Source organism: Bordetella flabilis (assembly GCF_001676725.1).
In the GTDB taxonomy this organism is placed as follows: Bacteria; Pseudomonadota; Gammaproteobacteria; order Burkholderiales; family Burkholderiaceae_B; genus Bordetella_C; species Bordetella_C flabilis.
In genome coordinates this window covers 3,660,048-3,677,894 of record NZ_CP016172.1, presented here as the reverse complement: position 1 = coordinate 3,677,894, position 17,847 = coordinate 3,660,048, and the positions used below count along the sequence as shown (strand labels likewise).

Genomic DNA, 17,847 nt, shown 5'->3' with positions numbered 1-17,847 from the left:
GCGACCGGCGGGGTTCTTGCCGCTGCGTTGCGCAGCCTTTGTGGGTGGAAGAGTTGAGCGCGCCCGCCGAAGCGCGGCCCGCGGGGCCCGCGCTTCGGCATACATGCTGGGGCGTGCGGCGGGTGCTGGTCGTGGGGCGATTCGTGGGCGGGCCGCCGCATCCAGATTCGTGCTTCGCGCGGCCTCCATGGTCACCGTGCCGCGCCGCGTAAGCGAAGTCGCGGACCCCGTGGGCCGCGACTTGCGGGCACTGCGAGATCTTCCATCAGCCAGTTCGCATCGAAGCCGCACACTGTCGTCAATCGCGAAGCCCACACCAGCGAACCCTACCTTCCGTTGGCCAGCTTGTCCTGCGTCCGGGTATCGAAGTCGCTGGCGTCATGCCGTTCGTGCAACTGGCTGGCGGGGTCGCCGTTGAGGCGATTGACCATGCGCCCGCGCTGTACCGGCGGGCGTGCTGCGATCGCGGCGGCCCAGCGTTGTACGTGCTTGTAGTCCTGCACCGACAGGAACTCGCCGGCGTCGTAGATGCGACCCTGCGCGAGCACGCCATACCAAGGCCAGATCGCGATGTCGGCGATGGTGTACTCGCTGCCAGCCACGTATTCGTTGGCGGCAAGCTGCTTGTCCAGCACGTCCAGCTGACGCTTTACCTCCATCGCGAAACGGTCGATCGCGTACTGGATCTTCGTCGGCGCGTAGACGTAGAAATGGCCGAACCCGCCGCCCAGGTAAGGGGCGCTTCCCATCTGCCAGAACAGCCACGACAGGCACTCCGCGCGCGCCGCGGGCTCGGTCGGCAGAAAGGCGCCGAACTTCTCGGCCAGGTAGAGAAGTATCGAGCCGGATTCGAACACCCGGATCGGCTTGGGGCCGCTGCGATCGAGCAACGCCGGGATCTTGGAATTCGGATTCAACGCCACGAAACCGCTGCCGAACTGATCGCCTTCGCCGATCCGGATCGGCCAGGCATCGTACTCCGCGCCCTTGTGTCCCATGGCCAGCAGCTCTTCCAGCATCACCGTCACCTTCACGCCATTCGGCGTGGCCAGCGAATACAGCTGCAAGGGATGGCGGCCCACGGGCAGCGGCTTGTCGTGCGTGGGCCCCGATACCGGCCGGTTCGTGCTGGCGAAGTGGCCCCCGTTGGGTTGACCCCAGGTCCACACCTTGGGTGGTACGTATTCGGAAGGGTTGCTCATGCCTACGCTCCTTGCGCAACTTGGTAGAAGGGCATCATGCGGTACACATCGCGCGGCACGCATTGCGCGATACACGTCATGCGTGTGCACGGCATGGTTACATCGTGCGTTTCATTATGCACGGCGCCTCCCGCGGTCGGCGGCATATCCACGCAGTCAGCGCGGCTTCCTGGGCGCCAGGACCGCGGGCCCGCCCACCGACTCGCGGCGGAAGCGGCTGGGGTCCACGCCATGGAGTCTGGTGAACGCCTGCGAAAAGTGGCTCCTGCTGGCAAAACCGGCTTGCTGCGCAACCTGGGATACCGGCAGGGCCGTCGTCGCCAGTTGTTCGCCGGCGCGCCGCAGCCGCACGACATTGACCAGGCTCATTGGCGATATCCCGAAGGCGCGCACGAACGCCGCTGCAAACGCCGAGCGGCTCATGCACGCGACCCCGGCCAGGCTTTCCACCGTCAGGGGGGCATTGGGCCGCTCGAAAATGACCCGCAGCGCGCCGGAAAGCCGCGCGTCGGCAAGTCCTGCGAGCCAGGAGAACTTGCTCTCGCCTTGTTCCATGCATCGCCGCAATGCCAGGACCAGGCACTGCTTCAACAGCGCCTCGCTCAATGCGCGGGTCCCGACCCGTGGGGATAGCGACTCCGCCAGCAGCTTGACCAGCGGGTCCTCCAGGCCGTCGCCGGCAACAAACCTTGCCACCAGGGGCTCGCCCAGAAAGGGGAAGGACCGCGAGCCCGCTGCCACGCCCGCGCTGACCTCCCCGCATATCGTGGAAATGCCTTGTCTTCCGTGGCCCACCGCGACCGTCGGTACCGACTCCAGCGACGGGCTGCAGCGCAGCCTGGGACGACGCTGGCGCTGTCCGGGGGAGGGCCTGGCGCTGCCGATCCGATACGGCGTGCCGGGTGCCAGAAGTACAAACGTGTGCGGCGCCAGCCGAATGGGGGGAATACCCGGCACGGCCAGGACGCCGCCGCCGGTCAGGCAATAGTGCAGGCTTGCCGCTTCGCAGGCGTCGAACTCCACCGCCCAACCTGCCCTGACGTCACACGTCGTGAAGTGTGCGACCCCGACGTCCAGCGCCGCGAGCAGGTGATCCAGCATGGCAAGCCCGGAATGGTTGCTTCCAGGCATTTGGACGATTCAGCACCGAATAAGGACCATGTCGAACAGGCGCGAGCCTACCATACCTGTACCGCACGCCAAAAATGGAGCAAAAAGATGTACGACATGAAGAACCTGGGCAACCTCAAGCAACTGGACGAATTCGCACCCGAAGCGATGAAAGGCTTCTGGGCCTTTGACAGGGCGACCTTCGCCGAAGGCGCGTTGACCGCACGCCAGAAGCAGTTGATCGCGGTGGCCGTCGCCCTGACGACCCAATGTCCCTACTGCCTGGAGCTACACGCCAAGGCGGCGCGCGACGCCGGTGCGACCGATGAAGAGCTTGCGGAATCCGCCCTGGTCGCCGCCGCGATACGCGCCGGGGGCGCGATCACCCACGCGACGCACGTATTCAAATAGGACGTGCGCGCGGCCGCATCAGCGGTCCGGCAGCGGCTTGGGCGCGTTTTCTCCCGGGCCCGGACCGTCGCTCATCTTGCGCAGCAGGTAAACGATCGCCACGCGTTCGGCGGCATTCAGCTCGGCAAGCGTCATCTCGGTGATTCTGTGCGCGTAGGGGATGGTGCGGTCCAGCAGGATGCCGCCCGATTCGGACAGGCGCACCACGACCTTGCGCCTGTCCGTGTCGTCGTGCGTAACGGCAAGCAGCCCGCGCGCCTTCAGGCGGTCCACGATGCCGCGTATGGTGGCCTGGTCGATGGCCGTTGCCTTGACGATCTCGCTCATGGAACAGCCGCCGCGTTCGTCGACGGCGCACAGCGTCACGAACTGCGCGGCGGTCAACTGGGAGTCCGGAATGGTCTGCTGGAACAACGCGGCATGCCGCTGGTAGGCCTTGCGCAGCAGATGGCCCACCTGGTCGACGAAGGCATAGGCGTGCTCGTTCACCTTGCTGACCTTCGTTGCCGCGGCGGAGGCCGTTTTGCGTCGGGACGATGGGCGGGATGTCGGCATGATGGGGCGCTGGCCTGGGATGGCGCAAGTATAGCGGCGGCCCGTCAGGCTTCTTCGGTTTCCACGCTGCGCTGAACGGCGCCGATAAGTGCGTGGCGCACCCGTTCGCGTTCCTCGTTATCGAGCTGCGGGTCGTAATGCGGTTTCCTGGCGATCCAAGTGGCCACAGGCAGGCCGTCGCGGAACAGGATGCGGTTGCCGGCCAGCGCGGGTACCTTGTCGCCGGGAAGCAATGTGCCGCACAGATTCAAGGGATCGACCGCGGATACACGGACCAGCGTTCCGTCCAGGGGCCGGCGGCGAATGTCGCGCAGCAGCGGAATGGCTTCCGGCAAGGCGAACTGTTCGCCGGCAAGGCCCGCGACGAACCGTCCGCCCCGCAGTTCGCCCCGCGCTTCCATGCGGTGCAGGACCGGCAGCCATTCCCGCCATGGAGGCAACCAGTCAGCCTCGCGCTCGAGCACACGCCAGAACAGCACGCCATAGCGGCGCAGCAACACGCGCGCGATATGTTCCAGCGTGGCGGGTTCGACGGCGGATCGACGCGCCGCGCCGGTGCGCGGGCCGATGCTGCGGTCCACCCCTTCCTGCGCGGGGCCGGGCCGTCGCACGGTCGCCCAGCGCCCCGCCATCTCCAGGGGGGCAGGCATGGCTCCGCGCCGCCGCCGCCCCGCATGGGCCCCCCGTTTGGATGCCGGCGTCAGCAGCGCCCGCAGCCCTGCATAGCTGTCGGCGGCGATCTGGCCCGCGGCCACCAGTTCGGCCAAGGCTTCTTCAAGCTGGCTGGGCAGCAGCCGCGTGTCGGCCAGCAACTCGTCGAAGAACATGGCCCCGCCCGCGCGCAGCGCGTCATGCACTGCCTGCCCGCGTGCCGAAAGCGGGGCGGCGCCCGCCAGATGCGGCAGCGCCTGCCACAGGGGAAGATGCCTGCGCGGCAGGATCACCATGGGTGTCGCCCGGACCGGTCCCGCGCCCGGCCGGTTTCCCGCCGGGCGGACCAGCCCCGACAATCGCATCCAGGTGATCTTGCCCGATCGGGACAGGTCATCCAGCCAGGCGGGTTCGTAGTCGCCAATGCGGGCGGCCAGCAGCTCGCTTTCCCAAGCCCCGGCAGGCGCTTCGTAGCCTTCCAGTTGATCGAGGACCTGGGGCAGTGCCTGCGGGCCGCGCAGCCGGGTATCGGCCGACAGATGCTGCCACTCGAACAGGAAACGCATGAAGTCCTGCCGCGACACCGGTTCGATCTCTTGCCGCAGCCGCTTGATGGTGTAGCGATGGATGCGCGCGAGCAGATGCCGTTCGCACCATTCTTCGTCGCTCGCCCCGGGGGTAAACCGACCGCGCATGACAGCGCCTTCGTGTTCCAGTCGCGCCAGCGCCGCAGCGATGGCGGATGCGGGCCAGCGCAGCGCCTGCCGCAGCACATCGGCCGTCACCGGTCCGCTGCCGCTAAGGCGCGCGCGCAGGATCTCCACGCGTGCACTGTCTTCGTCCCACCCGGTGTCCTCGGGCAGTACCTGGAGCGGCGGCTCGCGGCGCGCGTCGGGGTAGGCGGCGAGCAGACAGCCGAGGCGTTCGAGCGCCACCCACAGCGTCGCGTCGGCCGCGATGTGCAGACGGCACGCCCGCCCGGTTTCGGCGAGCTGGCGCAGCCATGCTGGCCAGCCGCTGTTCGCAGCGGCCTCCGCGGCCGTAATGCAGGCCAGGTCGGCCAGGGCCTCGTGCATTTCGTCCGCATCGCGGGCTTCCGGCCAGGCTTCCTGGCGCACCCGCGCGATGGCCTCGGCGTCCAGCGCGCCCAGATCGCCGGCGCTGGCAGGGTCGGTCCAGCGGCGGGTCATGACGGCTTGCGTGCGGCGTTCCTCCAGCGGCGCGTCGTCCAGATAGGCATAGGGGCGCGCGCTCAGGATCTCCATGGCCAGCGGGGAGGGCGCCGGCAGATCGCGCGCAAGCAGCCGGCATTGCCCTTGTTCGATGCGCCGCAGGACCGCGAGCCATCCGGCGCTGTCCATGGCTTCGTGCAGGCAGTCGTCCAGGGTCTGCTGGACCAGGGGATGGTCGGGCAATTCCCGTTCGCCCTGGACGTTTTCCAGGCAGGCCGCCTGGTCCGGGAAGATGGCTGCCAGCAGATCCTCGCTTTTCATGCGTTGCAAGGGTGCGGCGACCTTGCGTCCACCGACGTAGCGGGGCAGGGCGAGCGCCACGCCAGCGGTCCAGCGCCAGCGCACATTGAAGAGCGGTGCGTCCAGGAGCGCCTGCACCAGGACCCGCTCCGCATTGGCGGAGCGCAGGTAAGACCACACTTCATCCAGCGGAAAGCTGTGCGCCGACGATAGCGAAAGCACGATGGCGTCCTCGGTGGCGGCCGCCTGCAGTTCGAAATTGAAGGTCCGGCAGAAGCGCTTGCGCAGGGCCAGGCCCCAGGCGCGGTTGACCCGGCTGCCGAACGGCGCATGCAGCACCAGTTGCATGCCGCCCGACTCGTCGAAGAAGCGTTCCAGCACCAAGGTGTCCTGCGTGGGCAGCACGCCCAGCGCCGCACGGGCGCGCGCCAGGTATTCGACGATCTGGCGCGCCGCCGCGATGCCGCAGCCGATTTCCTCCGCCAGCGTATGGGTGGCGTCCTCCAGCATGGAATCGCCCGCGGCGCTGCCGCCCGGCGCGGGCTCGGCAAGGGCGTGGGCCGGATCGAGCAGGGCGTCCACGCGCGCGCGCAGCCGCGCCACGGCCGCCGACAATTCGTCGCTGCGTCCGGGCGCCTCGCCCAGCCAGAACGGGATATTGGGCGCCATGCCGTGGGCGTCCTCGACCCGCACGCGGCCGGCTTCGACGCGCAGGATGCGATACGACGTGTTGCCCAGCTGGAAGACATCGCCCGCCAGGCTTTCCACGGCGAAGTCCTCGTTGACCGTGCCGATGTTCAAGCCCTGGGGTTCCAGCAGCACCGTGTAGTCGGCATTGTCCGGAATGGTGCCGCCGGATGTCATGGCGCTGAGCTGGCTGCCGCGCCGCGCCCGCACGGTACCGGCGACCGTGTCGCGATGCAGATAGGACGCGCGTTGGCCGTGGCGTCCCATATGGCCGGCGGCCAGCATGCGCAGGACCGCGTCATAGCGCGCCCGTGGCAGTTCCGCATAAGGGTCGGCCTGCCGCATCATCGCGTACAAATCGTCCTCGCGCCACTCGCGGCAGGAGACCTCGGCGACGATCTGCTGCGCCAGCACGTCCAGAGGAGCGCGCGGGATATGGAGCAGGTCCAGTTCGCCGCGGCGCACGCAGTCCAGCAGCGCGGCGCATTCCACAAGGTCGTCGCGCGACGTCGGAAAGAGGCGGCCCTTGGAGGTGCCGCCGACCTGGTGCCCCGCGCGGCCGACGCGCTGCAACAGTGCCGAAATGCCACGTGGCGAGCCGACCTGGCAGACCAGGTCGACGTCGCCGATATCGATGCCCAGTTCCAGCGACGCCGTGGCGACCAGCACCTTCAGATCGCCGCGCTTCAGGCGTTGCTCGGCATGCAGGCGATGTTCCTTGGCCAGGCTGCCGTGGTGCGCCGCGACGGCTTCGGCCCCCAGGCGGTCCGCCAGGTGGCGCGCGGCGCGCTCGGCCATGCGGCGCGTGTTGACGAACACCAGGGTGGTGCGGTGCTCCGCGGCCAGCATGGCCATGCGGTCGTACAGCAGGTCCCATACATCGTTGGCCATGACGGCTTCCAACGGTACGGGCGGCATCTCGATGGCCAGGTCGCGGCTGCGATGGTGGCCGATGTCGACAATCGCGCAATCGCCGCCGGCTTGCGTACCCGCCAGGAAACGTCCCACCGCGTCCAGCGGCTTTTGCGTCGCGGACAGGCCTATGCGGGCGGGCGGTTGTTCGCACAGGGCATCCAGCCGCGCCAGGCTCAGCGCCAGGTGACTGCCGCGCTTGGTTCCCGCGACGGCGTGGATTTCATCGACGATCACGGTACGCGTGGTGGCCAGCATGGCGCGTCCGCCGGCTGAGGTCAGCAGCACGTACAGCGATTCCGGCGTGGTCACCAGGATATGCGGGGGGCGCTTGCGCATGGCCAGGCGGTCCTGCGCGGTGGTGTCGCCAGTGCGCACGGCGGTGCGGATGCCGGGATCGGGCAGGCCCTGCCGGTGCAGCTCTTCCCTGATGCCCGCCAGGGGCGCTTCCAGATTGACGCGGATATCGTTGGACAGCGCCTTCAGTGGGGAGATGTAGACGACGGTCGTGGCGTCCGGCAGTTGCCCCCCGGCGGCAAGGCCGTCACGCACCAGTTGATCGATGGCCGACAGGAATGCGGTCAGCGTCTTGCCCGAACCGGTCGGCGCGGCGATCAGGGTGGGGCGGGCGCCACGGATGAGCGGCCAGGCGGCCTGCTGCGCGGCCGTCGGGCCGGGGAAGGCGCGACGGAACCAGTTGGCGACGGCGGGATGGAAGGCGTCCAGCGCGTCGGCGCCGGCGCGAAGGGCGGTCATGGCTACTTATATCGGGGCGTGCGCGCCAAAGTCAACCGGCGTGGCTCCGGCATCCGGCTGTGGCCCGCGCCCTGCGGGCGTCGCCGGTGCGTTTCCCGCGTATCGGGCCGGCCGCGAGCGCGCCGCACCCCGCAAGCACGCGGCTATTGCCGCGTAACGGCCAGCTTGGCGGCCAGCACGACAAAGCCTGCCGCGAATCCGCGCCGCATCCAGGCCAGCACGGCGGGCCGCGAAATGATGTGGTCCCTGGCGCGCGCCGCGCACGCGCCGTACAGCGCGAACACCGCGAAGGTCATGGCCATGAAGACGGCGCTCATCTCCAGCATGCGCGCCAGCGGCGACGCTTCGTGCGGGGCGATGAACTGCGGCAGGAAGGCAAGGAAGAACAGCGATAGCTTGGGATTGAGCAGATTCACCAGGACGGCGGAGGTGATGACGCGCCAGGCGGAACGCGGCGCCATATCGCTTTCCACGTTGAGGGCGCCGTCGCTCTTCAGGCTTTGCCACGCAAGGTATAGCAGGTAGGCCACGCCCAGGTATTTCAGCAGCTGGAAGGCCAGTGCACTGGTGTGCAGCAGGGCGGCGATGCCGGTCAGGGCGGCAACCATGTGGGGAATGATGCCGATGGTGCAGCCTATGGCGGCGATGACGCTGCCGCGCGTCCCGCGCGCCAACCCGGCCGCGACGGTATAGACAACGCCGGTGCCGGGCGACGCGACGACGATCAGCGAGGTGATCAGGAACTCGATGCTCATGGCTGTCTCCATCCGGTTGGCGCGGCCAGGCGCCATGGCTGACACGGCATTGTGCCCGCAAGCGCCGCCCAGTGGAATGCCCGGGCCGGCACGTCGCCCGGCATCTGCGGCTAACATGCCGGCATGAAGACGACCCTGGACGAAATGCAGACCTTCATCACGGTGGTGGACACTGGCTCCATCACCGCGGCCGCGACGCAGTTGGGCCAGACGGTTTCGGCGATCAGCCGGTCCCTGGGCCGGCTGGAACGCAAGCTGGAAACGACTCTCCTGCAGCGCACGACACGGCGGCTGGCGCTGACCGAAGAGGGCAGGCTGTTCCTGGCCGAGGCGCGGCGCATCACGGAATCCGTGGACGCCATGGAAGAGCAGATGGCGGTGCGCCGCGAACGTCCGGCGGGCCTGCTTCGGGTGAACGCCGCCTCGCCGTTCATGCTCCATGTCATCGTGCCGCTGGTGGGCGGCTTTCGCGAGCGCTTCCCGGACATCGCGCTGGAGCTGCATACCAGCGACCAGATCATCGACCTGCTGGAACAGCGTACCGACATCGCGATCCGCATCGGCCCGTTGCGGGATTCCACCCTGCATGCACGCCCCCTGGGCACCAATGCCTTGCGCGTCCTGGCAAGTCCGGCCTATCTGCGGGCCCATGGCGAACCGGCCGACCCGGCGGAGCTGGCACATCACAGCCTGCTGGGCTTTACGCAGCCCGAGTCACTGAACCTTTGGCCGCTGCGGCATCCGCTGGGCGACAGCCTGCAGATAAGGCCATCCCTGGCCGCGTCCAGCGGTGAAACCCTGCGTCAACTGGCCTTGGACGGCCAGGGCGTGGCGTGCCTGGCGGACTTCATGACGCGCCAGGACAGGCGGCGGGGCGACCTGGTGCAGGTCTTGGCGCGCGATACCGTCGAGGTGCGGCAGCCCGTGCATGCCGTGTACTACCGCAATACCCAATTGGCCTCGCGCATCGCCTGTTTCCTGGATTATGTCGGCGACCATCTGCGCCGGCAGGACGATCCTGGCGAGCCGCCCGCGATGTCCTAGTCCTGGCGCAGCGCGTCGGCGCGCCACCGCGTCAACGCTACCTGGCACGCGAGTTCGACGTCGCCCGAGCCGGATCCCCCCAGCATGGCGGCGCCCTGCCGCTTGCATTCCTTGTCCATGAAGACATTGAAGCTTTCCCGGGACGCCTTCAATGCCTGCAGTGCGTGCGGCGTGGCGGACGAGTCGATCGCTTTCAATTCATCGCGGGCGCGTGCATAGGCGCGCTGCAGGTTCTCTTGCGCGTTCTTCAAGCGGGAGGACAGGCAGGCTTGCATGGCGGTGCGCGGCTGGTTGCCGATGGCGGCCTCGCACGCGTTCAATTCCGCCGTGGCGGCCGGTTCGGCCCGCACGCCGACGCAGGCCAGCGCGATAGACATGCCGAATGCGACCCGCACGATATGGCGGCTATTCCAGGCGCTGAATTCCATGGCGTACTCCTTCTTCTGGCTGTTCATAAAGCATGCTGCGGCCACGCGCTGTGGCCGATTGTAGGGGCCGCGCCCCGCGCCGACACGCGGGCTTCACGCGGCGTCGTGAAAGATCACACCCAGGACGTGCCTGTGGCCCTCGCGCACCCGGCTGACGCCGTGGCGCATTTTGACGCGGTAGACGCCGCGCGTGCCCTGGACCGGACGTTCGTTCACCGCGAAAACCACCGCATCACCCTTTCGCAACGGCACGACCTCCGCGCGCGATTGCATGCGCGGACGCTGTTCGGTCAGCACGAATTCGCCGCCGGCATAGTCCACGCCCGGGGCGGACAGCAGGACGGCGATCTGCAAGGGGAACACGTGCTCGCCGTACAAGTCCTGGTGCAGGCAGTTGTAGTCGCCCGTCCCATACCGCAGCAGCAGGGGCGTGGGGCGGCCTTGCCCCGCCTGATGGCAGCGCCGCAGGAAGCCGGTATGGGAGGCCGGATAGCGCACCGGGCTGCCCATCGCCGCGTTCCAGCGATTCGCGATGGGGGCCAGGCAGGCATAGGCTTCGGTGCGCAGGGCCTGGACGATGCCGGGCAAGGGATAGGCGAAATACTTGTATTCCCCTTGCCCGAAGCCATGGCGGCTCATGACGATCCTGCTGCGATAGCGGGCTTCGTCGTCATAGCAGGCGGCGAGGGCCTCGCATTGTCCGGCCGACAGCAGCGCTGGCAGGACGGCATTGCCCCGGCTGTCCAGGTCGGCGGCAATGGCCTGCCAATCCTGGGCGTCCAGGCCGGCGGGCGGTCCGGCCAGGCGGTCGGCGATCGGGGGCGGGTCGGCGTGTGAGACGGCATGCATGGGGGAACCTCGGTGCGGCGATGGCAATGGCGCTGGCAAGGGCATGGACTGCGTAAAGCCCGGCTGCGATGGCGATCAGCGAACCGCCAGTCTAGGAGCGGCGCGCCCTGGGCGCACTCCGAATATTGCCCCATGGAGCGCGGCAGGTCATCGTATGACTAGGCTGCTGCGTAGCTCCGGTCGCGGCGATTTAGTCTGCGTTCAGCTAGGCGACAGCAATGTGAAGTCAGTGTGTTGGGGTATACCCACCATGTACGTTGTCGTACATCGATGCTATATTTTTTGCGGCGCGTTTACCGTCTCGTCCCACCGGCGCCAGGCGGCGCGCGATCCAAGAAGCGGCCACGCCACGAGCGTGGATCCATAAAGAAAGAGACAGAGCGCGCGATGAGCTTTTCCCTGGATTTCAGCAGCCTCTGGCCGTACTGGCCGGTGTTCCTCGAAGGCGCCTGGCTGACCCTGAAGATGACGGCCGTGGCGATCTTCTTCGGCGTCATGCTGGGCACCGCGGTGGCTTTCGCCAAACGCAGCCGCTACCGGTTCCTGGCCCGCGTCTGCGGCATCTATATCGAGGCGATCCGCAATACGCCTTTCCTGGTACAGATTTTCATCCTGTTCTTCGGGCTTGCCAGCGCCGGTATCCGCCTGCCCACCTTCACGGCGGCCGTATTGGCCATGGTCTTCAATATCGGCGCTTATGCGGCGGAGATCATCCGTGCGGGCCTGGAGGCCGTGCCGCGTGGCCAGATCGAAGCCGCGGAGTGCCTGGGCCTGTCGCGGTGGCGCATCGGCTGGCACGTGATGCTGCAGCCTTCGATCGAGAAGGTGTACCCGGCACTGACGGGCCAATTCCTGCTGATGATGCAGGCCTCCGCGGTGGCCTCGCAGATCTCGGCCGAGGAACTGACCGCGATCGCCAATACCGTGCAGTCCGACACCTTCCGTTCGCTCGAAACCTATATCGTCGTGGCGGCGCTGTACCTGGCGCTGTCGCTGCTGATCAAGCTGGCGGCGTGGGCCATCGGGGAATACGCCTTCAAGCGCCGTCGCGTCGTACGACGCGCGGCGGCGCAGGCGGGCAGGGCGGCGTCCCGGCGCGCCAGCGTGTCATCGGCCATCCGGCGCGGAGCAGCATGATGCACGGTTTTACGATGGCCCACTTCTGGTACCTGGTGCAGTCGATCGGCTGGACGCTGACATTGTCGGTGCTTGCTTTCGTGCTGGGCAGCATCGGCGGCTTCGCCATCATGCTCGCGCGCATTTCGGCGCGACCCTGGCTGCGCACCGCGGCGCTGCTGTATATCGAGATCATCCAGGGTATCCCGCTGCTGATCCTGCTGTTCATCGTCTACTTCGGCCTGTCGTTCTACGGCTACGAGGTGCCCGCGCTTGTGGCCGCGGGGCTGGCGCTGATGATCTACAGCAGCGCCTATCTGGGCGACATCTGGCGCGGCTGCGTGGACGCCATGCCCAAGCCGCAGTGGGAGGCCTCGGAATGCCTGGCCATGACGCGCTGGCAGACGCTGCGCCTGGTCATCATCCCGCAGGCCGTGCGGCTCGCCTTGCCGTCGACAGTCGGGTTCCTGGTGCAACTGATCAAGATGACCTCGCTGGCGTCGGTGATCGGCTTCATCGAACTGACGCGCGCCGGCCAGATCATCAACAACTCGATCTTCGAGCCCTTCCTGGTCTTCGGGCTGGTCGCGGCCTTCTACTTCCTGCTGTGCTATCCGCTGTCGCGCTGGAGCCAATCGATGGAGAACAAGCTGAATGTCGGCAATCGTTAAGCTGGACGACGTCTACAAGCGCTTCGGCTCGAACCAGGTCCTGCAAGGCGTCTCGTTCGAGGTCGCCAAGGGCGAGATGATCGCGGTGATCGGCGCCAGCGGATCCGGAAAAAGCACGGCGCTGCGCTGTATCGACCGTCTGGAAACCATCGACCAGGGCAGTATCGAGGTCTGCGGCATCCGCGTCGACGACCCGGGTGTCGACCTGCGCCAGCTACGCCTGGAGGTCGGCATCGTGTTCCAGAGCTACAACCTGTTCGCCCACCTGACGGTGCAGGAGAACATCATGCTGGCGCTGCGCCACGTCAAGAAGAAGCCCCGCGACGAAGCGCGCGGCATCGCGCTGTCGGTGCTGGAGCAGGTCGGCCTGGCCCAGAAGGCGGACGCTTATCCGGAGCAGCTTTCCGGCGGCCAGCAGCAGCGCGTGGCCATCGCGCGCTCGCTGGCGATGTCGCCCAAGGTCATGCTGTTCGATGAAGTCACCTCCGCGCTCGATCCCCAGCTGACCGGCGAGGTGCTGCGCGTCATGGAAGACCTGGCCGCCGGCGGCATGACCATGCTGCTGGTGACCCACGAGATGGCCTTCGCCAAGCGCGTGGCCGACCGCATCATCTACATGCACCAGGGCAAGGTGTGGGAAGTCGGCGATGGCAGCATGCTGGACGACCCGCGCACGCCCGAATTGCGCGCCTTCCTGGGCAACGGCCTGTAGTGCCCGCGGCCCGCAACCCTTTCATCAACGCCGATCACGGCTATCCGAGGAGACACACTTGAAACTCAAACGCCTGTTCCTGCGCGGCTGCACCGCCGCGCTGTTGCTGGCAGGCAGCGCGCACGCCGTCATGGCGGACGAACTGGCCGACATCAAGAAGGCGGGCAAGATACGCGTCGCCATCGCGATGGGCACGCCCCTGTTCAGCTATGTCGATGACAACCTCAAGCCGACCGGTTCGGATGTCGACACCGCGCAATTGCTGGCCAAGGACCTGGGCGTGAAGCTGGAGATCGTGCAGGTCACCAACGCCGCGCGCGTGCCGACCCTGCAGGCGCGGCGTGCCGACCTGGTGGTCGCCGACCTGTCCATCACACCCGAGCGGGCCCAGGTGGTGGACTTCTCCGTGCCCTACGCCGTGATCTCGCTGATCGTGGGCGCGCCCAAGGACATCAAGATCGCGGGGTATTCCGACCTGTCAGGCAAAACCATCGGCCTGACCCGCGCCACCGTGAACGACAGCATCACCACCCAGTTGGCCAAGGGCGCCGATATCAAGCGCTACGAGGACGACGCCACCTTGATTACGTCCATGGTCACCGGGCAGATCGATATCTTCTCCAGTACTCCGTCGAACCTGGCCGAAATGCAGAAGCGCGCTCCCCGGCGCAACCTGGAAATGAAGTTCGAGCAGAAGGATTTCGACCTGGGCATCGCCATCCAGAAGAACCAGCCGGCGCTCAAGGACTGGGTCGATCAATGGGTGCGCGAGAACCTGAAGAATGGCAAGCTGAACGCCATCTACAAGAAGTATCACGGCCGCGACCTGCCGGCCCGCATCACGCAGGCGCAGGGCTAGGAACGGGGTCCCCGCGCCGGTTGGCTGGTATTGGCGTTGCCCGCCGAACCGACCGGCACGGGGCCGGGATGGCCTGTCCACAGTCGAAGGAGCCTCGCGCCGGACATATCCGGGGCGGGGCCCTTCCCGTGTCGAAGCGCCGGCCCGGGCCGCGCTTGGAGCGGCGTGCCGTTTTCGTTATGCTCGTCGCTCGACCCGCAACCTTAACCGCTTTCCCCTGCATGACGGCACACCAGCTCAGCCTGCGGCGCTACGACGACGAGGTCAGACTGCATCAGCACGATTTCCACCAGATCGTGCTGCCGCGCGCCGGTGCGCTGCATCTGGATATAGACGGCCGCGGCGGCGTCGTGGCGCAGGGCCGCGGCGCCTTTATCCCGGCGGGCAGCGACCATGCCTTCTGGGCGCGCGGCCCGAACAGCTTCGTGGTGCTGGACGTGCCCGCGCAAGCCGTGCAGGGCATCGATTCCCCGTTTTTCGTCATTTCGCCGCCCTTGCAGCATTTGCTCGATTTCCTCGGCGGCGTCGGTGCCCAGGACGATATCCCCGCCGCCATGCGCGAGCCCTGGGGAGCGTTGCTGCTGGCGACCCTCACGGGTCCGCGTCCTATGCCGCGCGGCGCGGACGAGGCCATCGTCGAACGCGCGCTGCGGCATATGCGCCGCTACCTGGACCGCGACCTGACGGTGGCCGATATCGCCCGCGCCGCGGGCGCCGGCCCGACCCGCCTCTACCGGCTATTCCGCGACCGCCTCGGGCGGACGCCGCATGACACGCTGGCGGAACTGCGCCTGGATGGTGCCCAGCACCTGCTGGCGGCCACCTCCCTGCCCATTGCCGAGATCGCGCGGCGCACCGGCCACGCCGACCAGAGCACCCTGACGCGACGGTTGCGTCGATCGCGCGGCGTGACGCCCGCGGCCTACCGTCGAGGCATGAAGGGATCCGGCCCCGGGCTCTAGAACCGTTCCTGGCACAAAACCGCGCAATCCTGGACAACTGCACCCACGCGTCGGCGCGTATGCTTGCGGACCTCGACACGTGTAAAGGAGCGGGCGGTGCAAGCAGCGACCACGGGGCATGCCGGATCGGCGGCGCGGGCGACGGGTATCGGGGTGATCGCCATCCTGCTCTGGGCGGCGTTGGCCTTGCTGACCGTTCGCACCGGCGCGCTGCCTCCGTTCCAGCTGCTCGCGCTGAGCTTCGGCGTCGCCTTTGCCGGCGGGGTCGCCGTGCTGTTGCCGCGCGGCCGCGCCGCGCTGGCCGACATGCGGCAACCGCTGCGGCCGTGGCTGCTCAGTTTCAGCGGCATTTTCTGCTACCACGCGCTGTATTTCTATGCGCTGTCGCATGCGCCGGCCGCGCAGGCCAGCTTGATCGCGTACTTGTGGCCACTGTTCATCGTGCTTTTCTCGGCACTGGCGGGGGGGCGCCTGTACGCACGTCACCTGGCCGGCGCCGTGCTGGGCCTGGCCGGGACGGCCCTCATCGCGCTGGAACGCGGCGAGGGCAGCGGCGCCGCGTGGCCGGTGGCGGGCATCGCGGCCGCCTTCGGCTGCGCCGTGATATGGGCTGGCTATTCGGTCTTGAACCGCCGCTATGCCAGTGCGCCCAGCAGCATGATGGTCGGCGTGTGCGGCCTGGTCGCGGTGGCGGGCGCGATCTGCCATGTCCTGCTGGAGACCACCGTGCCGGTCGGCGCGGCGCAATGGGCGGCGATCGTATTGCTGGGGCTCGGTCCCACCGGGCTGGCCTTCCTGGCGTGGGACTATGCCACCAAGCACGGCCATCTGGCGCTGCTGGGGCCGCTGTCCTATCTGGCGCCGTTGCTGTCCACGGTACTGCTGGTGGCGGCTGGGGAAACGCCGGCACGGTTGACGCTGTTGCTGTCCGCCTTGCTCATCATCGGGGGATCGGTGGTCGCCACGGCGACGCGACGGCGTCGTTGATGCCGGCGTCGCGTGCAGCGCGATGGCCCGCTACAGCATCTCCAGCGCACGCTTGCGCCGCGGTGGGGCAAAGGCCCGGTCCAGTTCGGCAAGGTCCTCGGCCGCGAGTGACAGCTCTAGGCATGCCAGGTTCTGCTTCAGGTGTTCCAGGGAGGACGTTTTCGGGATGGCGATGATGCCCGGCTCGCGCAGTACCCAGGCCAGCGCGGCCGCCGCCGGGGTCACGCCGTGGCGCGCCGCCACCCGTCCCAGCGCGGGGTCGCGCAGCAGGCGGCCCTGCTCGATCGGCGAATACGCCATGACGGGAACCGTGCGCGCCCGGCACCACGGCAGCAGATCGTATTCGATGCCGCGGCGTCCCAGGTTGTAGAGCACCTGGTTGGCCTGGACCGCGTCACCGCCAGGCAGTCCGGCCAGCTCCTGCATGTCGTCCGTGTCGAAGTTGCTGACGCCCCATCGCGCGATCTTGCCGTCGCCAACCAGGCGCTCCAGGGCCTCGACGGTTTCCGCCAGGGGATGCGGGCCACGCCAGTGCAACAGATAAAGGTCGATGCGGTCCGTGCCCAGGCGGCGCAGGCTGCCTTCGCAGGCCTGCGCGACGCCGCGCCGGGAAGCGTTGCCCGGCAGCACTTTGCTGACCAGCGCGACGCCGTCGCGCCGCCCCCGGATGGCGCGGCCCACGATTTCCTCCGCGCGCCCGTCGGCGTACATCTCGGCCGTATCGATCAGCGTCAAGCCGGCGTCGATGCCGGCCTGCAGCGCACGGATCTCGGCGTCGGCATGCTGCGCGGACTCTCCCATGAACCAGGTCCCCTGGCCCAGGACGGGCACCGACCATCCATCGCGAAAGACCAGCGTGCGGGTGGAGGGCATGAGCTGTCTCCGGTTGTGGCGGTCCGGTCGCGCCGTCAAGCCAACCGGCTGCCGTGTGTGTACGTTATCGGAATCGCGTCGAGGTCGACGCCGTCCAGGCAGCGCACATTCACGCTCCATTGCTCCGGCGCGGTGCGCGGGCGGCGGAAGGGCTGGATCCCGCATACCTTGCAGAAATAGTCCCGCGCGGCCTTCGTGTGCCAGCGGTATTCCGACAACGCGTCCATCGCCGTCAGCAGGCGCAGGTCCTGATCGGCGATCCTGTGCAGCAGCGCGCCGCGCCGCCGGCACATCGAGCAATCGCATACCCGGACGTGGTCCAGGTCGGCATCGATCTCGAAGCGCACCGCGCCGCAGTGGCAGGAACCGTGGTACGTCTGTTTCATACGCTGTCCGGGAGAGCCGGTGCGCCCCAAGGCGGCAAGCCTGGGCGTCAGCCGCAGCGCAGCGCCGACAGGGCGCCTTGCTGGTCCAGGATCAGGTTGATCCGGCGCGGGTCGTATTCCATGGTCATGACCTCGCCCGGCTTCAGGACGCGGGTCTTTGACGATGACGAGGCTTGGCGGATCTTGCTTTCCACATCGGGCGTGAGCCGGGTGCCGATCAGGTTCTGCACCGGCTGTGCATCGCACATTTGGTTACTGGAAAAGGTCGTGTAGCCGTCTGAACCGCCGCCATAACCGCCTGCGCCGGTGGTGGAAGAAGACGTGGAGGATGCCGTCGTATCGCTGGTATCGGCCGACGACGTGGAACGGCCGGTGTTCGCGCAAGCGGTCAGGCCGGCGAGCAGGACGACAGGGATGAGCTTCCAGATCATGCGAACCCCTAAGCTTCG

The 17,847-nt window shown here is 67.8% G+C and carries 18 protein-coding genes; 8 read left to right on the top strand and 10 right to left on the bottom strand.

Translation table 11 applies throughout. The features are described from left to right. Positions 1-326: 326 nt before the first annotated feature. Both yghU and BAU07_RS16135 read right to left on the bottom strand, forming a co-directional pair. Positions 327-1,202 carry a glutathione-dependent disulfide-bond oxidoreductase gene (yghU, locus tag BAU07_RS16140; protein WP_066659542.1) on the bottom strand — a complete coding sequence of 292 codons (876 nt, stop codon included), beginning with the start codon at positions 1,200-1,202 and terminating at the stop codon, positions 327-329. Positions 1,203-1,358: 156 nt separating this feature from the next. Beyond that, entirely contained in the window at positions 1,359-2,333 is a 975-nt protein-coding gene (locus tag BAU07_RS16135) for a helix-turn-helix transcriptional regulator (RefSeq protein ID WP_066659541.1), read from the bottom strand. 87 nt (positions 2,334-2,420) lie between these two features. On the opposite strand from BAU07_RS16135, the gene BAU07_RS16130 reads away from it, so the two are divergent. Further along, on the top strand, positions 2,421-2,723 hold the full coding sequence (locus BAU07_RS16130) for a carboxymuconolactone decarboxylase family protein (protein ID WP_066659539.1): 303 nt from the start codon (positions 2,421-2,423) through the stop codon (positions 2,721-2,723). A gap of 18 nt (positions 2,724-2,741) precedes the next feature. On the opposite strand, the gene BAU07_RS16125 is transcribed toward BAU07_RS16130, so the two are convergent. The 3 genes from BAU07_RS16125 to BAU07_RS16115 all read right to left on the bottom strand — a co-directional run bounded on the left by BAU07_RS16125 (position 2,742) and on the right by BAU07_RS16115 (position 8,511). Further along, positions 2,742-3,278, bottom strand: a complete 537-nt coding sequence (locus BAU07_RS16125) for a MarR family winged helix-turn-helix transcriptional regulator (protein ID WP_084025820.1) — start codon at positions 3,276-3,278, stop codon at positions 2,742-2,744. Between the two features lie 44 nt (positions 3,279-3,322). Beyond that, positions 3,323-7,756 (bottom strand): DEAD/DEAH box helicase, encoded by a 4,434-nt coding sequence (locus tag BAU07_RS16120; RefSeq protein WP_066659536.1) that lies wholly within the window; start codon positions 7,754-7,756, stop codon positions 3,323-3,325. Positions 7,757-7,899: 143 nt separating this feature from the next. Continuing rightward, on the bottom strand, positions 7,900-8,511 hold the full coding sequence (locus BAU07_RS16115; RefSeq protein WP_066659535.1) for a LysE family translocator: 612 nt from the start codon (positions 8,509-8,511) through the stop codon (positions 7,900-7,902). Between the two features lie 123 nt (positions 8,512-8,634). On the opposite strand from BAU07_RS16115, the gene BAU07_RS16110 reads away from it, so the two are divergent. Then, entirely contained in the window at positions 8,635-9,555 is a 921-nt protein-coding gene (locus BAU07_RS16110; RefSeq protein ID WP_066659534.1) for a LysR family transcriptional regulator, read from the top strand. On the opposite strand, the gene umoC is transcribed toward BAU07_RS16110, so the two are convergent. Further along, complete coding sequence (gene umoC / locus BAU07_RS16105; protein ID WP_084025819.1) at positions 9,552-10,010, bottom strand: lysozyme inhibitor LprI family protein; 459 nt, start codon at positions 10,008-10,010, stop codon at positions 9,552-9,554. The genes BAU07_RS16110 and umoC overlap by 4 nt on opposite strands. 66 nt (positions 10,011-10,076) lie before the next feature. Further along, positions 10,077-10,832: a 2OG-Fe(II) oxygenase gene (locus BAU07_RS16100; RefSeq protein ID WP_066659533.1), complete on the bottom strand. Its 756-nt coding sequence runs from the start codon at positions 10,830-10,832 to the stop codon at positions 10,077-10,079. A 387-nt stretch (positions 10,833-11,219) separates the two neighbouring features. Between BAU07_RS16100 and BAU07_RS16095 the strand changes: the two genes are divergently transcribed. The 6 genes from BAU07_RS16095 to BAU07_RS16070 all read left to right on the top strand — a co-directional run bounded on the left by BAU07_RS16095 (position 11,220) and on the right by BAU07_RS16070 (position 16,139). After that, complete coding sequence (locus BAU07_RS16095; RefSeq protein ID WP_066659532.1) at positions 11,220-11,969, top strand: amino acid ABC transporter permease; 750 nt, start codon at positions 11,220-11,222, stop codon at positions 11,967-11,969. Next, the gene (locus BAU07_RS16090) at positions 11,966-12,619 is read left to right on the top strand and encodes an amino acid ABC transporter permease (protein WP_066659531.1); all 654 of its coding nucleotides are present in this window, start codon (positions 11,966-11,968) and stop codon (positions 12,617-12,619) included. The genes BAU07_RS16095 and BAU07_RS16090 overlap by 4 nt, the downstream gene beginning before the upstream one ends. Further along, the gene (locus BAU07_RS16085) at positions 12,603-13,331 is read left to right on the top strand and encodes an amino acid ABC transporter ATP-binding protein (protein ID WP_066659530.1); all 729 of its coding nucleotides are present in this window, start codon (positions 12,603-12,605) and stop codon (positions 13,329-13,331) included. Before BAU07_RS16090 ends, BAU07_RS16085 begins: the two co-directional genes overlap by 17 nt. A 130-nt stretch (positions 13,332-13,461) precedes the next feature. After that, on the top strand, positions 13,462-14,190 hold the full coding sequence (locus BAU07_RS16080) for a transporter substrate-binding domain-containing protein (RefSeq protein ID WP_198168935.1): 729 nt from the start codon (positions 13,462-13,464) through the stop codon (positions 14,188-14,190). Positions 14,191-14,411: 221 nt separating this feature from the next. After that, positions 14,412-15,152 carry an AraC family transcriptional regulator gene (locus BAU07_RS16075; RefSeq protein ID WP_066659526.1) on the top strand — a complete coding sequence of 247 codons (741 nt, stop codon included), beginning with the start codon at positions 14,412-14,414 and terminating at the stop codon, positions 15,150-15,152. Positions 15,153-15,248: 96 nt separating this feature from the next. Beyond that, positions 15,249-16,139, top strand: coding sequence for a DMT family transporter (locus BAU07_RS16070; protein WP_066659525.1), 891 nt, complete (start codon positions 15,249-15,251; stop codon positions 16,137-16,139). 30 nt (positions 16,140-16,169) lie between these two features. Here the strand turns inward: BAU07_RS16070 and BAU07_RS16065 are convergent, their stop codons facing one another. Genes BAU07_RS16065 through BAU07_RS16055 form a run of 3 tightly spaced genes read right to left on the bottom strand, consistent with a single transcriptional unit; the run spans position 16,170 to position 17,829 of the window. Continuing rightward, the gene (locus tag BAU07_RS16065; protein WP_066659523.1) at positions 16,170-17,012 is read right to left on the bottom strand and encodes an aldo/keto reductase; all 843 of its coding nucleotides are present in this window, start codon (positions 17,010-17,012) and stop codon (positions 16,170-16,172) included. A gap of 35 nt (positions 17,013-17,047) precedes the next feature. Then, entirely contained in the window at positions 17,048-17,398 is a 351-nt protein-coding gene (locus BAU07_RS16060) for a GFA family protein (RefSeq protein WP_066659521.1), read from the bottom strand. Between the two features lie 47 nt (positions 17,399-17,445). Beyond that, positions 17,446-17,829 carry an I78 family peptidase inhibitor gene (locus tag BAU07_RS16055; RefSeq protein ID WP_066659519.1) on the bottom strand — a complete coding sequence of 128 codons (384 nt, stop codon included), beginning with the start codon at positions 17,827-17,829 and terminating at the stop codon, positions 17,446-17,448. Positions 17,830-17,847: the final 18 nt, after the last annotated feature.